General features: G+C 68.6%; 13 protein-coding genes and 3 pseudogenes. 9 read left to right on the top strand and 7 right to left on the bottom strand.

Translation table 11 applies throughout. The features are described from left to right. Nucleotides 1-534: 534 nt before the first annotated feature. Nucleotides 535-1830: pseudogene (locus ABH937_RS19240) on the top strand (transposase family protein); the annotation flags it as partial. 364 nt (nucleotides 1831-2194) lie between these two features. Here ABH937_RS19240 and ABH937_RS19235 read toward each other — a convergent pair. From ABH937_RS19235 to ABH937_RS19225, 3 genes and pseudogenes are all read right to left on the bottom strand, one after another. After that, a complete protein-coding gene (locus ABH937_RS19235; protein ID WP_280691454.1) occupies nucleotides 2195-2620 on the bottom strand; it encodes a hypothetical protein in 426 nt (141 codons plus the stop codon). A 782-nt stretch (nucleotides 2621-3402) separates the two neighbouring features. Then, nucleotides 3403-3507: pseudogene (locus tag ABH937_RS19230) on the bottom strand (transposase); the annotation flags it as partial. A 423-nt stretch (nucleotides 3508-3930) separates the two neighbouring features. Further along, nucleotides 3931-4521, bottom strand: coding sequence for a TetR family transcriptional regulator (locus ABH937_RS19225; protein WP_280691455.1), 591 nt, complete (start codon nucleotides 4519-4521; stop codon nucleotides 3931-3933). 153 nt (nucleotides 4522-4674) lie between these two features. Here ABH937_RS19225 and ABH937_RS19220 point away from each other — a divergent pair, with 153 nt between their 5' ends. Both ABH937_RS19220 and ABH937_RS19215 read left to right on the top strand, forming a co-directional pair. Continuing rightward, nucleotides 4675-5841 (top strand): alkane 1-monooxygenase, encoded by a 1167-nt coding sequence (locus ABH937_RS19220; protein WP_280691456.1) that lies wholly within the window; start codon nucleotides 4675-4677, stop codon nucleotides 5839-5841. Then, nucleotides 5838-6005: a rubredoxin gene (locus ABH937_RS19215; protein ID WP_280691457.1), complete on the top strand. Its 168-nt coding sequence runs from the start codon at nucleotides 5838-5840 to the stop codon at nucleotides 6003-6005. Before ABH937_RS19220 ends, ABH937_RS19215 begins: the two co-directional genes overlap by 4 nt. A gap of 93 nt (nucleotides 6006-6098) precedes the next feature. On the opposite strand, the pseudogene ABH937_RS19210 reads toward ABH937_RS19215, so the two are convergent. Beyond that, nucleotides 6099-6416, bottom strand: a pseudogene (locus tag ABH937_RS19210) (RNA-guided endonuclease TnpB family protein); the annotation flags it as partial. 118 nt (nucleotides 6417-6534) lie between these two features. On the opposite strand from ABH937_RS19210, the gene ABH937_RS19205 reads away from it, so the two are divergent. Together ABH937_RS19205 and ABH937_RS19200 are read left to right on the top strand one after the other, a co-directional pair. Beyond that, entirely contained in the window at nucleotides 6535-6708 is a 174-nt protein-coding gene (locus ABH937_RS19205; protein WP_280691458.1) for a rubredoxin, read from the top strand. Continuing rightward, on the top strand, nucleotides 6701-7888 hold the full coding sequence (locus tag ABH937_RS19200) for an NAD(P)/FAD-dependent oxidoreductase (RefSeq protein WP_280691459.1): 1188 nt from the start codon (nucleotides 6701-6703) through the stop codon (nucleotides 7886-7888). The genes ABH937_RS19205 and ABH937_RS19200 overlap by 8 nt, the downstream gene beginning before the upstream one ends. A 95-nt stretch (nucleotides 7889-7983) precedes the next feature. On the opposite strand, the gene ABH937_RS19195 is transcribed toward ABH937_RS19200, so the two are convergent. After that, on the bottom strand, nucleotides 7984-10350 hold the full coding sequence (locus ABH937_RS19195; RefSeq protein ID WP_370146537.1) for a glycoside hydrolase family 65 protein: 2367 nt from the start codon (nucleotides 10348-10350) through the stop codon (nucleotides 7984-7986). 310 nt (nucleotides 10351-10660) lie between these two features. Here ABH937_RS19195 and wecB point away from each other — a divergent pair, with 310 nt between their 5' ends. The 4 genes from wecB (at nucleotide 10661) to ABH937_RS19175 (ending at nucleotide 14987) form a co-directional block, all read left to right on the top strand. Continuing rightward, a complete protein-coding gene (gene wecB, locus ABH937_RS19190; RefSeq protein WP_280691461.1) occupies nucleotides 10661-11848 on the top strand; it encodes a non-hydrolyzing UDP-N-acetylglucosamine 2-epimerase in 1188 nt (395 codons plus the stop codon). Between the two features lie 165 nt (nucleotides 11849-12013). Beyond that, complete coding sequence (locus ABH937_RS19185) at nucleotides 12014-13357, top strand: hypothetical protein (protein ID WP_280691462.1); 1344 nt, start codon at nucleotides 12014-12016, stop codon at nucleotides 13355-13357. After that, nucleotides 13342-14109, top strand: coding sequence for a DUF4239 domain-containing protein (locus tag ABH937_RS19180; protein WP_280691463.1), 768 nt, complete (start codon nucleotides 13342-13344; stop codon nucleotides 14107-14109). The genes ABH937_RS19185 and ABH937_RS19180 overlap by 16 nt, the downstream gene beginning before the upstream one ends. Before the next feature lie 383 nt (nucleotides 14110-14492). Continuing rightward, a complete protein-coding gene (locus ABH937_RS19175) occupies nucleotides 14493-14987 on the top strand; it encodes a GNAT family N-acetyltransferase (RefSeq protein ID WP_280691464.1) in 495 nt (164 codons plus the stop codon). A gap of 34 nt (nucleotides 14988-15021) precedes the next feature. Here ABH937_RS19175 and ABH937_RS19170 read toward each other — a convergent pair whose 3' ends face one another. Further along, on the bottom strand, nucleotides 15022-15645 hold the full coding sequence (locus ABH937_RS19170; RefSeq protein ID WP_280691465.1) for a hypothetical protein: 624 nt from the start codon (nucleotides 15643-15645) through the stop codon (nucleotides 15022-15024). Between the two features lie 1221 nt (nucleotides 15646-16866). Beyond that, complete coding sequence (locus ABH937_RS19165) at nucleotides 16867-17997, bottom strand: sigma-70 family RNA polymerase sigma factor (RefSeq protein WP_280691466.1); 1131 nt, start codon at nucleotides 17995-17997, stop codon at nucleotides 16867-16869. Nucleotides 17998-18725: the final 728 nt, after the last annotated feature.

The following is an 18725-nucleotide window of genomic DNA, read 5'->3' as shown; positions in this document are numbered from 1 at the left end:
AACGCATGCCCGATACAGCCGGGACCGGCGCAACGCAGGAACGACGGACCCGGCGGTTCAGCGCGAAAAGCGAACAGGATCCCCCGGGTCGCCCGCGCAGGACTTCGCCCTCACCGCGCCCCGCGCCCGCCCGCCGCCTGGACCGGGCTCTGCCACATCCCCTGGGATACAGCGATCCCGCGCGCAGTCCAAGCCGCTACCCGCACGCTCCGCGCGGGACCGCGCAGACTCCCTCAACGGTTGCGCTGCCCGCGCAGGAGCCAAGCAGCCCCGAGAGCCCTCACCATCGACCCTTCCCACCCAGTGCCATACAGGACCGGTGATCAACTTATCCACCGCACAGCACCAACGGACCCGCAGAAATGCCACATCCGCCACCGACCAAAGTCGATGACGGGCGCGGCTCGTGGCCGCGAACCAAGCGACGGGAGCGCATGGGACTATCAGGATTCCGGCTCTGTTCCGTAGTCGGTGACGCTGCGTCTCCGGCTGCAATCATGGGAGATGGATGGTTCCAACTCTCTTGTGAACGTGGTGTTTTCCGGGTTGTCGGCGTTGGTCGTCGAAGATGTGGTGGGTGGCGATGAGGTAGTCCGGGTGACGGCCCGGACCAGGGACGTCCCGGTGCCGTGCCCGGTGTGCGGGGTGCCGAACGCGAAGGTGCACGACTGTCACGGGCGGACGGTGGCGGACATGCCGGTGGACGGCCGCCGGGTAGCCGTCCGGGTGAGAGTGAAGCGGCTGGTCTGCCCGGTGCTGGGCTGCCATCGGCAGACATTCCGGGAACAGGTCCCCGGGCTGCTGGAGCGCCTTCAGCGCCGTACTACCCGCCTGACCAGGCAAATCTCGCAGGTGCTCAAGGAGTTATGCGGCCGGGCGGCCGCCCGCCTCACACGAGCTCTAGCGATGCCGGTCGCCTACACCGCCGCCCTGCGCCTGCTCCAGCGCATCCACACTCCGTCGAGACCAGCGAGCGGATCGACGTCCTGCCGGACGCGGTGCAGGTCAGCAACAGGTGGCGCCTGTGGAGCAACCTGTGCGGCAAGGTCCTGGCCGAGGTTCGCTCCCACGCCGGCTGCTGGGCCACCGGCGTGGACCCCGCCCGGCCCGCAGGCGTACGCGAGCAGACCACCCGCGCGCGCTGGCAGCGGGTCCATCATCTCCTCGACCAGGGCGTCGGCCTGCTCGAATGCGCCCGCCGCCTCGACGTCGCCCTGAACACCGTCAAGCGCTACGCCCTCATGAAGGAGCCCACCGCAGAGCGCCGCACACCCCGCTACAAGCCCGCGCTCGTCGACCTTATCGCGACCACCTGCGTCGGCGCCGGGCCGCAGACCTTGCGGTAGCCGTCACCCACCTCTTGTGTGAGATCAAGGAGTTGGGCTACATCGGCAGCGCGAACCTCCTGGTCCACTGCATCACCCAGAGCCGCGCCGAGGGCGACAAACCGGTCACCACCCCGCAGCGTTTCGCCGCCTCCTGCTCACCCGCCCCGAGAACCCGCGCGACAAGGACACCACTCTCCTGCGGGAACTCACCCAAGCCTGCCCGGAGATGACCGAACTCTCCAGCCTCTCAAGCAAGTTCGCACAGCTACTGATCCCAGTGAAGGGCAACGACGCCAAGCTTACCGACTGGATCACCACGGTTCGCGCCGCCGACGTACCCCACCTGCGCTCCTTCGCGAACGGCCTCGAGCTCGACCGCGCCGCCGTCGACGCCGGACTCACCCTCCCGTGCCACAACGGCCGCAGCTCGGGGGTGATCTGTGGCCGGCCCCAGGTGCCGCGCGGGCCGGATCTGCTCGGCCGGCCAGGCCTCGGAGTGCTCCCGCTCCACCCACGCTTGGCGACCGGCCCGCAATTTGTAGAACTGGAGAACCGGGCGAGGGCACGAACTGGCGGTGCGCCGTGCGCTCGCCCTTGTCCACGGACGTCCGTTCGCTGCGACCGACTCGGGTGCCGCCGTCTCTTCGGGCTCGCCAGGCGATCGGACACCTATCCACTCTGCGCCTCTCCGCGCTCTCCTCACGAACTCGGCGACGCCTCCGTGGAGGCCGGGACCGCGCTGCTCCAGGAACTGCTGCCATGTCCGGCGTCCGCCCGCTGGCGCTCGATCCGAACACCGCTGACGTACGAAGTCGTGGGCGCCCGGCAAGCACGCCGCCGGGCGCCGTCACACGCCCGGCGAGGTGTCAGGCCGGAGTGATCGCGTTCCACGTCAGCTCACGCTGGTAACCATGACGCCAACCGCGGGTGTGGACCGGGTCAGTTCGGGGGTAGTCCCCGGCCGGGGACATGGCGTCAACGTTCTGACCGCTGTCCCAGAAGGACTGCAGCGCGCTGGCGCCCCAGTCCTCTCCTCCTCCCCAGGACCACAGCTGGGCGTTCGCGCCCAGGCTCGAGGCGCCGGGGACCTCCATCACCACTGCGCCCTGGTTACCGCCGGTGTACGCCATCACCTGTCCCTTAGCCAGGTTGAGCAGCGTGAACTGGGATGAGGCGCCGAGCTCCATCCACATGCAGTAGGGGTTGGCGGTGCTGATCGGCTGCAGCCAGACCGACTCGTCGTTCGGGCTGGCACACAACACGTAACCATGGAAGGTGCCACTTTCGATCATGACCGTCCCGGGAGCGGCACTTGGGGCGGCCGAGGCGGCGGGCGCCCCAGCCAGGCACACCGCAGTGAGTCCAGCGGCTGCGAAGGCGGCACTGAGGGGGCGTCGGATGGCAGAGCCACGGCGAAGTCGTGTCACGAGGGATCACTCCTGCAGCTGGTCGGATGGCGAATGTGTTCGAGGGCACAGCCCGCACCTGGATGTGGTGGAGTGCCCATTTCCCAAGCCTGCAATGTGCACGACAAAGCTTGGGAATGCAGACACTACAAGCACCCCCGCATGTGCGGTATGGATATTCCGGCCACTCCCCCCCCGGGGGGGGCGACAGCGCCGCTTGAAGGTGAGCCCTCCCATTCGATGGCCCCACATCGGCACTGCTCCCCCACTGGGACCTGGCTCTTCGCCCAGGACATCGAGTGGCCGCGCAGTGCACCCTCATGACCCGAACGGGAGAACCGGGGCGTCGACGACCCGACATGCCCCAGTCACAGGCCGACACGCTCGGTGGCCTGATCACGCCCCTGAGTGATCGATCCCTGGAGCTTGAACGTTCATCTGCCGACTGGCCGGGCACTGCCCGCTGCTGCAGTGCTCGGCCAGGCGATCCGCTTGGACATCGACTCCAGGATGAAGCGGGTCCACGGGGAAGCTGACACGCCGTTGCACAGCGCCCTGCCCTGGTGCCGCCGTCGCTTTCACCCTGGGCGCCATGGGATATCAACTTGCCCCCGGGCTTGTAGGTAGGGCGCGGCTGGCTGCCGCGTGGCCTCCCGCGTCTGAGCCACCTACCCCGCGATCCACGTGGCCTCGCCCCTGCGGGCGATATTGCGGGATGCATTGTGGTCCGCGTGCATGATCACGCCGCAGGCGCGGTACGCGAACGTCGCTTGATCGACGCGGTTATGGCGCCCTCATGCCACCTGGTCGCTCGCGGACGGTGCTTTCGAAGGGATTTCGCGAGCACCCAGGCAACACGAACCGGGGCTTCGCACTGCTAAGGACCACCACGGCGCTGCCCCCGGCTGCCGCATGTCCATTCTCGGCCGAAGGCCGTGGCTGCGGCAACGGACCGTGGGGAAGGCCGTACGGGGAGCCGCAGGTTCACCGATCCACGGTTCTTCGCTGGCGAGCGCAGCTGCTGCGGTCTCTGACCGTCCAGCGGCGCGGGCCGGGGTTCCGGCGCCAGGGCGGGCCGCTGGCGGAAGGCGAGGTGGGCCGTCGCCGCAGCCCGCGCGCATGCGGCCGGTCGCACCGCGAGGCGCGGTTGATCGGTGTTGTGCCGGATGCCAGCAGGCCGCCCTGTACGGCGGGGATCAGCGAGATAGCTGGGCGACGCGGGTGATCACTTGGGCGGTGCGGGCTGCCGCCTGCTCAGGAGCGGGGGTGCCCTGGACGATGTGGCTGATCGTCAGGCGGATCGCGGTGTCCGCTGCCAGGGAACGCGAGTGCGCGTCCATGGCGGGCCAGGCCTGGGCGAGGTAGGCGTCGAGCATGGTGGCGGCAGTATCGAGGAGGGGTTCAGGCCGGGTGGTGAGGTGGTCGAGCAGGTCGCGATCGCCCCTGTGTTCGACGCTGACGATGGCCTTGACGAGCGGATTGTCGGCGGCGTGCCGCAAGGCGTAGGAGATGGCCGCGTGCGCCGCGCTCTCGAGGTCCTCGCGGTGGGCGTCGAGTTGCTCCTGCACGCCCAGCAGGAAGCGTTCGGCCTCGCGCAAGATCAGGGCCTGCCCGAGGGCGTCCTTCGAGCCGAACTCGGTGTAGACGGTCTGCCGGCTCACTCCTGCGGCCGAGGCGGCGGCGGCCATCCGCAGCCCGCTCCAGCCGTCGGCCGATACGAGGTCATAGGCCGCGTCCAGCAGGCGTTCCCGGAGCAGGGAGCGAACGGTCTCACGGAAGCGGGTCATTGGCGTCAGCATAGCGAATCCGCTGGTCCGCCCCACGAAGCGGGTCCGCAGTTGCCGCCTGCCGCAGCTCGCACAATGGTTGACATATACGGCCTGTGTGTCTAGTTTCTGGACACTCAATCTAATTTTGTCCATCCAGGTGAGAGGGAGAGCATGGCAGCGGTGAGCATGGAGGCGCGGGCGTGGCGGTGGCATGACCGCAAGCGATACCTGTGGCCGCTGGGTCTGGTGGTCCCGCTGTTCCCGTTCCTGGCGTGGGCCCTGGTGGATGCCACCGGGCTCGGCCTGTTCTGGTGGACAGGGGCGCTAGTCGTCTACGGGCTGTTCCCGCTGCTGGACCAGCTGTTCGGCAAGGATTCGCACAATCCTCCCGACAGCGTCCTGGCGTACCTGGAGCAGGACCGCTATTACCGGTGGTGCACGTACCTCTTTCTGCCCCTGCAGTATGTCGGCCTCGTCGTGGCCTGCCGGCTGTGGAGCGCGGGAGGGCTGTCCCTGCTCGACAAGACGGGGCTGGCCGTCACGGTCGGCATGGTCGCCGGCATCGGCATCAACACCGCGCACGAGCTGGGACACAAGAAGGACACCCTCGAGCGCTGGCTCTCGAAGATCGCTCTGGCTCAGAGCGGTTACGGCCACTTCTACATCGAGCACAACCGCGGCCACCATGTGCGGGTCGCCACCGCTGAGGATCCGGCCAGCTCCCGCCTGGGAGAGACGTTCTGGCGCTTCCTGCCCCGCACCGTCACAGGCAGCCTGCGCTCGGGCTGGCAGCTGGAGAGGGCGCGGCTGCAGCGGCTCGGCAAGCGGCCCTGGAGTCTGCGTAATGACGTGCTCAACGCCTGGGCCATGTCGCTGGCAGTGTTCGGCATCCTGGTCATCGTCTTCGGAGTTGCCGTCCTGCCCTTCCTGCTGCTGCAGGCGGTCATCGGCTTCTGCCTCCTGGAGGCGGTCAACTACCTGGAGCACTACGGCCTGCTGCGCCGCAAGACCACCAGTGGACGCGACGAGCGCTGCACCCCCCAGCACAGTTGGAACAGCGACAACATCGCCTCCAACGTCTTCCTGTACCACCTCCAGCGGCACAGCGACCACCACGCGAACCCCACCCGGCGTTACCAGGCGCTGCGCCACGATGAGCGGGCCCCGGAGCTGCCCTCGGGCTATGCCACCATGATCCTGCTCGCCTATCTCCCCCCGGTGTGGCGCCGTGTGATGGACCACCGGGTGCTGGCCCACTACGCCGGCGACGTGACCCAGGCGAACATCCAACCCGCCAGGCGCGCCGCGGTCCTTGCCCGCTACGGGGCCGCCCGATGAGTCGCTACCGCTGCCCGTGCTGCGAGTACGTCTACGATGAAGCCGTCGGCGCGCCCCGCGAGGGCTACCCGCCCGGCACCGCATGGAGCGCGCTGCCAAGTGACTGGGTGTGCCCCGACTGCGCGGTGCGGGAGAAGCCCGACTTCGCGCCCACACCGGACTGAACGCTTGCGCCAACCCGACGAAGCATGTCAGTCCGGGGCAGGCCCCAGGTTCACCCGGCGAGCACGCAATTTTCCGTCCGCGGGGAGCGATTTTTCGCTTATCTTCGCCAGCGTCAGCCGGCCGTCGCGCAAGCGGAACGCACTGGACGTGTACTCGGCGCAGTTGCGGGACTGCTTCCGGGACTTGAACGTCGGGCATGAAGCCTGCTTCGCCCAGAAGTTGGTGAACGCTTCCTGCACGTGCCGAAGCGTCTGCTGCAACGGGACCGACGACACCTCAGCGAGGTAGGACAGTTCCTCGGTCTTCTTCCACGCTGTCAGCATCGCGCTGGTGGCGCTGCAGTTGACCCGATCCTGCCGCTGCTGCCACGCGGCAGTACGTGCCTCAATCGCCAGGTTGTACACCTTTTTTCCTCACGCAGCCCAGACGCCGGGCCGCCTTCACAGCGAACCGACCTTCCCCCACCCCGCCACGCGGGAATCCAATCCCTCCCCGGCCCAAAGCCCGGGGTTTCCCTGGAGGTAACCGATGAAGAGCTGGCAGTGCCTGGTGTGCGGCTGGATCTACGACGAGGAACACGGCTGGCCCGAGGAGGGCATCGCAGCCGGCACCCGCTGGCAGGACATCCCCGACGACTGGTCCTGCCCGGACTGCGGAGCTGCCAAGGCGGACTTCGAGATGATCGAGATCACCCGTGCCTGAGCCGATGGTGGTGATCGGCAACGGCATCGCCGGCTCCACCGCTGCCCTCACCCTGCGAGCCGAGGGGTATCGTGGCTCGATCGTGTTGATCGGCCAGGAGCCTGATGCCCCGTACCGCAGGCCGCCGCTGTCCAAGGGCTTCCTGCGCGGCGAGATGGCAGCACAGAGCTTGCGGTTGTACACATCGGACACCTGGACGCGGCTGGATATCAAGCTGCTTACCTCGACCACTGTCGCCGCCATCGACACGCGGCGGCGCACCGTCGACCTCGGTACCCGCGCGCCGTTGCCCTACGACCGGCTGTTGCTGGCTACTGGGGCGTACCCCCGCCCGTGGCCCTCGGCGCACAGGTTGGCGGGCGTCCACACGCTGCGTACCCTGGGCCAAGCTCGTGCCCTGAGTAGGCAACTCACCCCGGGCGCCCGTCTCCTGGTGATCGGGGCCGGGATGATCGGCCTGGAGGTCGCCGCCTGTGCCCGTGTCCGGGACTGCCAGGTCACCGTCATCGAGGCGGCGCCGCACCCGCTGGCCCATCTTCTGCCCGCGGAGGTGTCCGCCCCTCTCACCGCGTTGCACCGCGCTCGAGGTGTGGGGCTGCACACCTTCGTTCATCTGCAGGATCTGAGTGCGGGCGACAACGGCGTTCTGACCGCGACCGACCGGTCCGGGCGCAGTTGGGAGGCCGATGTTGTCGTGGTCGCAACCGGCACGCGTGCGAACGCCGAGCTCGCCGGGGAAGCCGGGCTGGCCGTCGATGACGGCATCGTGGTGGATCGCTACTGCGCCACCAGCGAGCCGGGCATCTTCGCAGCCGGCGATGTCACCAGTCAGCCCGATGCCCTCCTGGGCGGCCACCGCCGCATCGAGCAATGGGCCAACGCCCAGGAACACGGTGTCGTCGCGGCCCTCAACATGTTGGGCAAGCCGATGGCCCATGTGCCGCTGCCCTGGTGTTGGACCGATCAGTTCGGCACGAAAGTCCAGATCTGCGGATGGCCGCTGGCCGCCGACCGCACAAGGCTCAGTGGCGATGTCGACGCCCGAGACTTCACCGCGACCTTTCATCGCGAGGGGCTACTGATCGGCGCGGTCTGCTTCAACCGCCCTGCCCAGTTCCGCGATCTGCGCCACCAGATCACCCTCACGCTCCCCGCTGTGGACGGGGATGGCCCCGGGTGAACCGGCGGCCTTGCAGTGCTGTTTGACGGTCGGCGGCCGAGCCCGTGCTTCACGCCCAGGATCTGGGAGGTGTCTTCCTGCGCCTGTTTGCGGTGTCATTCGGCCCCAGGGTCGCGACCGTCCGCCGTAGGGACGCCGATGGGCGGGCCGGGCTGTGCCCGGCGGCGGGCCGGTTCGCGCCCGGCGGGCTGCTCGGCGCGTTCGCCCGGACTCACGCTCAGGGCCGGGAAGCTCTGCGGCTGCCCGCGCTTGACCAGCACCTCCCTCCCCTCGTGCAGCAGCCGCACTCCCTCACCCTCACGCACGGTGTAGGTGACCTCCTCACGGCCGATGTCGACCCTGATCAGGCTGTTCCGCACGCGCAGGCTGAACGCCAGGCGGGTCAGCCCGGCGGGCAGCAGTGGCCGCAGTGCCAACGCCTGTCCGTAGTCGCGCAATCCGCCGAAGCCCGCCACCAGCGCGAGGCAGGCACCGGCCAGCGAGGCCATGTGCAGGCCGTCGCGGGTGTTGCCGCCCAGGTCGTGCAGGTCCATCAGGGCGGCCTCGGCGGTGTAGTCGTAGGCCAGGTCGAGCTGGCCCACCTCGGCCGCCATCACGGCCTGGGCACAGGCTGAGAGCGAGGAGTCACGTACCGTCAGGCGCTCGTAGTAGGCGAAGTTGCGGGCCTTCTGCTCGGGCGTGAAGGCGTCGCCGCGGAACAGCATGGCGAGCACCAGGTCGGCCTGCTTGACCACCTGCTTGCGGTACAGGTCGAAGTACGGGTAGTGCAGCAGCAGCGGGTACTTCTCCTGCGGGGTGTTCTCGAAGTCCCAGACCTGGTGGTCGGTGAAGCCGTCCGCCTGGGGGTGGACGCCGAGCTTCTCGTCGTACGGGATGTGCATCGCCTTGGCCGCGTCGCGCCAGGCGGCCATCTCCTCGGTGTCCACCCCCAGGGCGGCGGCCTCCAGCTGGTGTCCCTGGGCGCACTCGGCCGCGGCGCGCAGGTTGGCCTGGGCCATCAGGTTGGTGAAGACGTTGTTGTCGGCGATGGCGCTGTACTCGTCGGGCCCGGTGACGCCCTCGATCCGGAAACGGCCCTGCGCGTCGTGGTGGCCGAGCGAGCGCCACATCCGAGCGGTCTCGACCAGCAGCTCCAGGCCGTAGCCGCGCTCGAACTCCACGTCCCCGGTGACCCGGACGTAGCGGACCACGGCGACCGCGATATCCGCTCCTATGTGGAAGGCCGCGGTGCCGGCCGGCCAGTACCCGGAGCACTCCTCGCCGTGGATCGTTCGCCATGGGAACACCGCGCCGGCCAGGCCCAGTTGGGCGGCCCGCTCGCGGGCCAGCGGCAGCGTGCTGTGCCGCCAGCGCAGCGCCTGGGCCACCGCCGCGGGTAGGCAGTAGGTGAGTACCGGCAGCACGAAGGCCTCGGTGTCCCAGAAACTGTGCCCGTCGTAGCCGGGGCCGGTCAGCCCCTTGGCGGGGATCGCCCGCTCCTCGATCCTGGCGCTGGCCTGCAGCAGGTGGAAGAGCGCGAACCGGACCGCCTGCTGGAGTTCGACGTCACCGTCGATCTCGATGTCGCTGGAGTCCCAGAAGTCGCCCAGGAACTCCTTCTGCTCGGCCACCAGGCCGTCCCAGCCGGAGTAGCGGGCGGCGGTGATCGCCGCCTCCACCTGGTCGCGCACGGCCGGCAGCGAGCGGGTGGCCGACCAGCCGTAGCCGATGAACTTGGTGACCCGCAGCCGCTGGCCGGGCCGCAGCACCGTGGTGGCGCTGACCCTGGCCTGGTCGCGCCGGGCCTCGGAGGTGACACTCACGCCCTTGGGGCCCTCGATGAGGTGGTCCATGCCGGCCGCGATCCGCAGGCCGCTGAAGCGGGTGCGGTGCACCAGGGTGGCGTTGGTGCCGTGCGCGTGGTGCGCCTCGGCGACCAGCGGCGCCTCGAACACGGCGGCCGCCCGCGGATCGCTGCTGCCCTCGGGGAGTTGCTCGTTGGCGACCAGCTCGGACTGGACCACGATCCGGACCGGACCGTCGACCGCCTCGACCTCGTACTGCACCGCGGCGATCGCCCGCTGGGTGAGCGAGACCAGCCGGGCCGAATGGATCTTGACGGTCCGCCCCGCTGGCGAGGTCCACTCGGCCTCGCGCCGCAGCACGCCCTCGCGGAAGTCCAGCGAGCGGCGGTGGCCGCGCAGTTCGCCGTACCGCAGGTCAAACGGCTCGTCGTCGACCAGCAGCCGGATCAGCTTGCCGTTGGTGACGTTGATGACGCTCTGCCCGGACTCCGGATAGCCGTAGCCGCCCTCCGGGTAGGGCAGCGGGCGCAGCTCGAAGACACCGTTGAGATAGGTGCCGGGCAGGCCGTGCGGCTCGCCCTCGTCCAGGTTGGCGCGCAGGCCGATGTGGCCGTTGGAGAGTGCGAAGACGGATTCCGCATGGGCCAGCCCGAGCGGTTCCAGGCCGTGCTCGACCATCGCCCAGGGATCGAAGCTGAAGGCGTTCGCTGCGCTCACTCGGATTCTCCTTCGTCGGCTGGGGGTCGCAGGCAGGGCAGCAGAGGCGCCGCCCGTCACGAGAGCCTGGCCGGGAGGCGAAGCCGCGGCACGCGGCCGGCTCCAAGGACAAGACGGCGTGGGCGGTGCGTTCATGACGGCGCGCAGAGTGCACCCCAGGGGCCCTGCCCGTGTGCCGACGGGGCAGCACCGCATCCGGCCGTACCTCCTTTCACCGGTTCGGAGGCGGTGCCCGCTCCCGTCTGGCCCAGCGGACAGCCCTCGGATCGTCATGACCAGCCTCGGGTGGGCTCCCTCCGGTGTAGGCAAGCTGATGTGGCTTGATCCAGGCCGTCGCTACACTTCAGAGGGAGCCATGCAGACCGGTTCAGTGGCAGTAGTTCTCGGCACCCGCCCGGAGATCATCAAGCTGGCTCATGTGATCCGGATCCTGGGTCCGCTGGCCCACGTCATCTACACGGGCCAGCACTACGACCGGACGCTGTCGGGGGCGTTCTTCGACACCTTCAAGCTCAACAATCCTGACAAGAGCATCCTTGGCGTGGGCGGTGCCTCGCGCGGTACCCAGGTCTCTGCCATCGTCAAGGAGCTGACCGCCATGTTCACGCGCCGCGCCCCGTCGGTCGTCGTCGTCCAGGGCGACACCAACAGCACCCTGGGCGGGGCCCTGGCGGCCGAGTGCAGCGGAGTGCCGGTGGTCCATGTCGAGGCGGGTCTGCGGTCCTTCGACCGGTCGATGCCCGAGGAGATCAACCGGCGGCTGGTGGGGTCGGTGGCCGCACTGCACTGCGTGCCGACCCCGGGCAACCGTCGCAACCTGCTCGCCGAGGGCGTCTCGGACCGCCTAATCCAGCGGACCGGGAACACCGTTGTGGAGGCCACACTCGAGTCGAGACCAAGTGCCGAAATGGCGCGCAGGCTGCTGGGGCGCTACGAACTGGCCGACGACGGCTATGTGCTGGCCACGATCCACCGGCCCGAGAACACCGACGACCCCCAGCGGCTCGCCGCGCTCCTGGAGTCGCTGCACTCCCTGAAACTGCCCGTCGTCTTCCCGGTCCACCCTCGCACCCAGGCGGCCGTACGGCGCCACAAACTGACCAAGCTGACGAACGGCCTGCGCCTGCTGCCGCCCCTGGATCATCCGCGCTTCCTCGCGCTGGCCGCTCACGCCCGGCTGCTGGTGTCCGACTCCGGAGGAGTGCAGGAGGAGGTGACCGTGCTGAAGAAGCCCCTGGTGGTGGTTCGCAACTCCACCGAGCGCCAGGAAGCGGTCGACGCCGGGTTCGCCGTCGTGGTCCAGCCCGGACGGCAACTGCACGACGCGGCCTGCGCCATGATCGACGACGATGGACTGGCGCGCCGCCTGGCCGATACCCCCTCCCCGTTCGGCGACGGGCTCGCGAGCACCCGCATCGCCACCGCGGTGTGCGCGCTGGCCAGCACCGGCGTCCGCTGAACAAGGGCGGGCCCGCCGAACGGCCCGCTTCCCGACGGCGTGCACAGTGCTGTCGGTGCTTGCCCCGCTCCGGGAGACCCGATCAGGCAGGAGCATGAAAGAACAGCAGTCCCGTGCGCGTGAACGCATCCAAGCGTTCCGTCCAGCATCGATGGAGGTCAGACGATGGCAGAAGACCACGCCCTCGCCCAACCCGCCAGGGGCCCGTTTGTGATTGACTTCCACCGCCTCACCCGGCCGGGGGCCGACCCGCGCTGGGCCTATGGGGTCTTCAAGTCCCGGTGCTGGACCGAGGAGGAACGCTATCTCGGCAGCCTGTGGTGGCACCGGCTGCGTGCCGGGTTCCCCCGCTCGACCAATGATCCCAACATCGCCTGGAACGACACGGGATGCACCGTGGGGATCGGCTACGACCTGCAGACCCTCCTCGAGCTGTACCCGGTCATCCACCGCAACCTCCTCAGGATCGCCCTCTGGAGCGAGGACTGGTGCGGGCGCCTCTACTACGCTGCCGCCGTCCTGACGGGCGTGCCCCGCTCAGAACAACTCGCTGCACGCGCCACCGAGCTGTTCACCACCGATCGGCACCGCAGGACACGAGCCTGCAAGACGGCTCACCTCGATGCACATGCGCAACAGGTTTGCCACGCCTACGACTTCGCCGCCTACGACCGCCTCTTCCCCCCAGCCCGCGTACAGGCCCTGGCCCGTGCCGCGCACGACAGCGACCCCGCCACCGCGCTGAGGACCCTGCTGAGCGGCCAAGGCCTCATCCTGGCGGACTACCACGCGTGCCCTCACACCATGGGCTTCACCGTGGACCACCTGGGCGAGCTGCACCAGGCGGGCGTACGTACGCTCTACGTCGAATTCCTGCGCGCCGGCCTCTACCAGGAACTCACCGACGCCTACCTGCGCCACGGCCGCATGGACCCCCGCCTGCACGCCCTGCTGGTGCGGGCCGATACGCACTGGGGGCACAACGGGCGAGAACGGCTCCTGCGCCAAGCCCGACAGATGGGAATGCGAGTCGTGGGCCTGGAGACGGCGGTGACGGTCGACCTGCCGATCGCCACACCTCAGGACCGCCTGCGCCGCGCACGGTCGATGAACGTCAACGCGACGCAGATCATCCAGGACGACCGCCGCACAACCGGGCCGGAAGCGGGAAAGTACGCCGTCCTCATCGGCATCGCCCATGCCCATACCCACCGTGGAGGCATCCCGGGCCTGTCCCAGCTTCTCGGCGTGCCAGCCGTCACCGCGCGACCACTCAAAGAACGCGGCCTGGTCCCGCACCTGCTGCAGGAGGACCCTGCCCTCCGCCACGACCAACCGACCCCGCCCGGGCACAACGGCCCGGCGGGCCGCGACGACGCGGCACGCGGCTGCAACCCGCTCCCCTCCCCCTCCCGACAGACGCCTGCCGCTACCCCCGGCGATAGCGGGCCCCTTGCGACCTGGGCACGAACCAGTACCCGAGAGGAACTGCCATGGGTGGCAGCCTGACGAGCGACCTCCTGCTCTTCTTCGGCTCCCTTGTCATCACCACGGGCCTCATGATCGCCGTCCACCGGCGTCTGACCGTGGAGCGCCGCGTCCAGTACAACGAAGTCGCCGGCTTCATCTTCGCGGTGATCGCAGCGGTGTACGCCGTCACCACGGGGCTGGTGGCAGTCACCGCCTGGGAGTCACTGTCCACCAGCCGTACCACCGTCCAGAGCGAGACCAACAGCCTCATGGACCTGTACCTGGTCGCCGCCGGCCTCCCGCAGCCCGCACACACCCAGATCCAGACCACCACCCGCCAGTACGCCCAGACCGTGCTGACCTCGGAATGGTCCCTGATGACCCACCACCACCAGGCCAGCCCCGCGGCATGGACGGAACTGGACAGCATGTCGGCGGTACTCGCCTCCGTCCACCCCGCCGACGAAGGAAGCCAGGCAGCGCTGGACCGCTGCCTGGACCGCCTGCAGGAAGTCTACGACGCACGGCGCGACCGACTGGCTGCAGCACAAGAAGGCCTGCCCGGATACCTGTGGATCATCCTGATCACCGGCGGCGTGGTCACCATCGGCTTCACCTTCCTCTTCGGCCTCTCCACCGACTTCGCCCAAGCAGTCATGGTCCTGTGCCTCACGAGCACCATCGCCCTGCTGCTCCTGCTGACTCATGAGATGGCCCTGCCCTTCACCGGAGTCCTGCGCGTGCGCCCGGACATGTTCCAAGAGGCGCTCGACCGCTTCGGCGGCACATGAAACCTGCACCAACGAGACCCGGCCGGGCCCGCGACGGCCTCCGCTCCCCTGCCATGCCCAGGCGAGGACGGGCCACGCCCTGGCGCCTCTCACCAGGGCGTGGCCACCGATGCGGTTCTGGGCCAGCTGGCGGTGCCCGCCGCCGCGGGCCCCGCCAGTTGGCCAAGTCGGTATTCATCCCGATGCGCTGCGGCTGCCACACCGGCCACAGTAGGAGGCAGCCTGTAGTAGTCCTCCAAGAGAGGTGGTGGTACTGCGTGGCGGACGGCACCGGCAGCAGAGCCCTCCCCCATGCCTCTCATGGAGAGCCGCTGCCCTGCCATCAGAACGGCGGGCCTGTACGGATATCCTCCATCGAGCTTGGCCTATGGGTGGAGAGAGCGGTGTCCGTCCAGGCCCGCGCGAACAACTTGACAGGCCTGCGGGCCCAGCACCGCTCACAACTCATCCTTCACCAAGGCACGGATCCGACTATCCGGGCATTCGGCGCCATGGTCAAGGACGAGCTCGTCGGATTCAGCTACGGCGCGCCGACGTGTCAACAATGGCACTGGGTACGCCTTTTCCAGGAGGCGCTGAGCGCATGGGACCATCCCGTCGATCTTGAGGACTCCTTCGCCGTCCTCGAACTCCATGTACTCCCCCACTGGCAGTGCCACGGGATCGGAGAAGCCCTCCTGCGCTCGCTGTGCGCCGTGGCCACCGAGCCGTGGGCCGTACTCACCACGCTGTCGCCCGCCCGCCCGGCCCACCGGCTCTACCAGAAGCTCGGCTTTTGCGATCTGGCCCCTCCTGGGCATATCAGCGGCAAGAGCTACACGCTCATGGGGCGCCCCCTGCCTTTGCCGCCCCGTGGCCTGCCGCCGTGGTGTCGCTGATTCGCGCGAATCCGCCCGGGCCCGTCAGGACGGGTCAAGTGGACGAGGTCGCATCGAGGTAGACAGCTCCCATCCGCACCAGCAACGGAAGAGAACGCAGGACGTGGGACAGGATGTCCTCGGGCACCAGCGCCCCGCTGTCACGCCCATATGTGTCCCCGCGATCGGCGACAGCGCAGCAGTTGGCCCACAGGTTCGTCTCCATCGCCGCGTGCATGAGCACCGCGTACAGCGTCGCGGTGACTGTCAGCAGCGGCCGTCCGGGGGTGCCGAGCAGGAACGCTTCGGGGTCCCCGGCGGTGTTGCCCAGTCCCCGCATCGTCAGGCAGCAGCGGCGGGTGGCAGCGAAATCGATCGCGTTGCCGCCCGAGGGATCAATGATCTGGATAGCCTCCTCCCTGCGCAAGGTGGCCAGGATCTGCTGCGCCCCGCCGATCTCGGCTGCCGCGAGGTCCTGTTGGAACTTGGTGGTCACCGACTTCTCGCCCGGGCCCGGATCGGTGAAGCTGGCGATCCGCCACGCCGTGTAGGCCGCCTCGGGCAGGTGGATGAACCTCGAGCCGATTCGGATGATGTAGGGCGGTTCCGCTTGGCCGTCCGCACCGTACAGCGGGCCGAAATCCTGTCCGACGGGCAGGAGTACACGAGCAGCCGGCATGTCACTACCTCAATCGGATCGAGCATGGCAACGGGCGTGAGAACCTGCCTGGCTTGGTGGGTGGGCCAGCGTCTCCGCGGCCCTGTCTCGCCTGGCCCTTGATGTCGGGTCGGGTGAAGAGAGCAGCGATACCCACGCCAGAGTTAACGGACATCTCACCGCCAGGTTCGTGGACGTCCGGCGGGCCGCCTCGGGGCTCGCCGGCACCTGGTCCTCACAGTGGCGTCCCGGCCGCGGGCCCCGGCCTGCCTCTCGGGTCCGATGGCGCCGGCAGGGACAAGGATCCCGCCAAGGAACGGTGTCGGTGCCTGCGGCCCGTGGGGCATCGAGCGGATCACCCCTGGGACGGGCGGCGTACTGGCTTTCCTGGGCGCCTGGGCCCGCGGGTACCGTGTACGTGCCCGGTCCGTGCAGATGGGCCAGCCCGTGCTCCTGACACCGCCACTGGCGGGTACCTCCACTCTCACCTCGATGGCGCCTGCCGCACCGGGCATGGGTCCACGACGGCGGCCGATTACGTGCCCTGCCATTCAGCAGCAGCGATCGCCGACCCTCGTCGCAGTCCATCTCTGAGGAGCTCAGCACCCGCCCGTTATGACGCCACCCGCACCAGGCACACCCCACCCGCACGCCCCGCTGTCCACGCCGACTCTGCAGGATCCGACCCGACTGGCTGCGCGGTTCAGGCCACCGGCGACCGCGTGAGGAGAGCGGTTGTCCCGGGAAGGGGCGGTTTTCTGGGTCGGGCGCGTCACGGCTCGGCCCGAATTCGCTCTCCTGGGGCAGGGGCTCGCCCCCAGGGGCCGGCTCCTCGCCGAACCGCTAAACGGAACGGTTCAGGGCCGGCCTCATGGGGCTCAGAGGAGCTCCCAGTACGCTCAGTCTTATAGCGACAACATACAACCAACAAAATCTGATGGTCTGGCAGTTTTCTTTTCCCGTCGGTCAAGCGTGCACGGCGGAGCGGTTCATGCTGTGGCCTGGAACCCGGAGCGCGGGCGCGAGACGGGAATGACTCCAGCATCCCAGGGGAGGTACCAACCTTCTTGCCCGGCCACTGGGATCCGCGGTGAAGGCCTGCGCGCTCCCAGCTGCGGCCACCGGTGGCAATGCAGGTTGGGATGCAGCCGGAGCGGGAACCGTTGGCAGCAGGGCCCGTCATGCTCGAGGGCGGGCTCGGCCCCTGGAGTCGCCCGGACAGTCTCCTCTCGGGGGACAGGCTCAGGGTCTGCCGAGCGGTGGGACCGGCCCTCGGATCGCGGCCTGAGGCGCCAGAGGAGGACGAATGCTGCCGCAGCCTTTGGGGGCCGCTGCAACCGGTACCGCCGGGCTGGCACAGACCGCTGGCGCTACGGGTGTATCCAGCTCCAGGTCCGGTGGCGAGTTGAGGCCCAGAGCGGTGGCCGCCACCAGCACAACACCAGTACCCAGCCGGCCCGCCCACGCCATCAGCCCCGCCAACGGACCAAGATCCGTCACCATATTCACCAACTGCCCACAGCCTCCTACCACATCACACCCGAATTGCCACACCTGACGAACCAACCCACCCCCACCCCGGAACAGCCCTACCGCACCCACCAACACCGGCACCACTCCCGCATGCAACGTCCGCTCCACATGACGCACCTCCGCGAACGCCACACGACACTCCCCACACTCACGCAGATGCTGCTCCTGACCACGCGAGGACTCCTCACTCAAAGCACCCCGCGCATGAGCACCAAACCGTTCCACAAACCGCCGACACCGCTGACGCCCCTGCCGCACATGCTGCGTCAAATACGCCCGACGCAACCCCTCACGCGCCCGATACGCCAACGCCGACACCGCATTGGGCGACAACCCCAACGTCTCAGCGACCCTCGCCGGCTCCTCCCCATGAACCTCCGTCCGCCACAACACCGTCCGCCACCGCTCCGGCAACGTCCCAAACGCCCGCAGCACCGTCGCATACTCGAAAAGCGCCAGAACATCAGCACTCGCCGCCGGAGCACACTCCCGCTCCGGCACATCCGCCACCGGATACGTCTGCGCAGCCGCCCGACCCGCCTCCACCGCAATCCGCCGAATCGTCGTCAACAAGTACGGCACAAACGACGTCGAAGGACCCGATCCCCGCGCCAACGTCTGCAAAATCCGCGTAAACGCCTCCGCCGTCAAATCAAACGCCTCGTCCGGCGAGCGCGACACCCCCCGCGCATACCGCAAAGCCGTCCGATGATGCCGACGAAACAACTCGCCATAGGCATCACGACCACCCGCCCGCACCAGATCCAGAAGCCGAGCATCCGGCACATCCTTCAGATCCCCGCAGACCGCACCCGCGTCAACATCAACATCAACATCCACAGACGCAGCCTGCGGGAAGGGAAACGGTGTCGGCACAAAGCCTCCAGTACAAGCTCGATCCGAGGCGCCCCGGAAAACAACGCCGCGCACAAGTGGTCACCGACCAGGCACCTCACACGGAGAACACCCAACCGAACAGCAGCCGCAGAACGAGCACCCGCCCTACTCCCACCACGGCAACCCACCACCCGCAGCCCTCGACCCGACGCCGATGACGCTTCCCTGTGTAGGAGACAAAAGACATCGTTGCAACAACGCAGACAGTGTCGTGCATCAGCTTGGCTGCAGCACACCACCAAGAAGAGTGACACACCCCCAAACCCCGTCATGACCAACCCCCCACCCCCTCACACCCGCCCCACCCCGCCCCCAACCAAACACCCAAAACCCAAACAACACCCGGCATATTCCACCAGCAACCCCAAAACACACCACCCCCCACCCACAACAAGAACCACCGGATCGCACTCCCGACCGAGTTCCGTACTCGCGACCCCGGCGCATGCACCCGCCGGCGCACCAAAGTCCTTACCCGATGCATCGGTACGCGCCGGGCGGAACCTCGAGACCCCGCGGCAAACCAGCCGCCTCGTGCCCATCACCGGTCTGCAAACGCGGCGTCAGCGGAATCGCACTCGGGCCTCGCAGCACCTGCGGTCCGAGCCAGGTCGGCAGGCGCCCGGCCCGCAGGTGAGCCCACCCAACGCACCGACGTCAAAACAGCGCCA

The organism is Kitasatospora sp. GAS1066B, from assembly GCF_041262605.1.
In the GTDB taxonomy this organism is placed as follows: Bacteria; Actinomycetota; Actinomycetes; order Streptomycetales; family Streptomycetaceae; genus Kitasatospora.
Note: the sequence above shows the minus strand (reverse complement) of the source record. Positions and strands in the feature narration are given on the sequence as shown.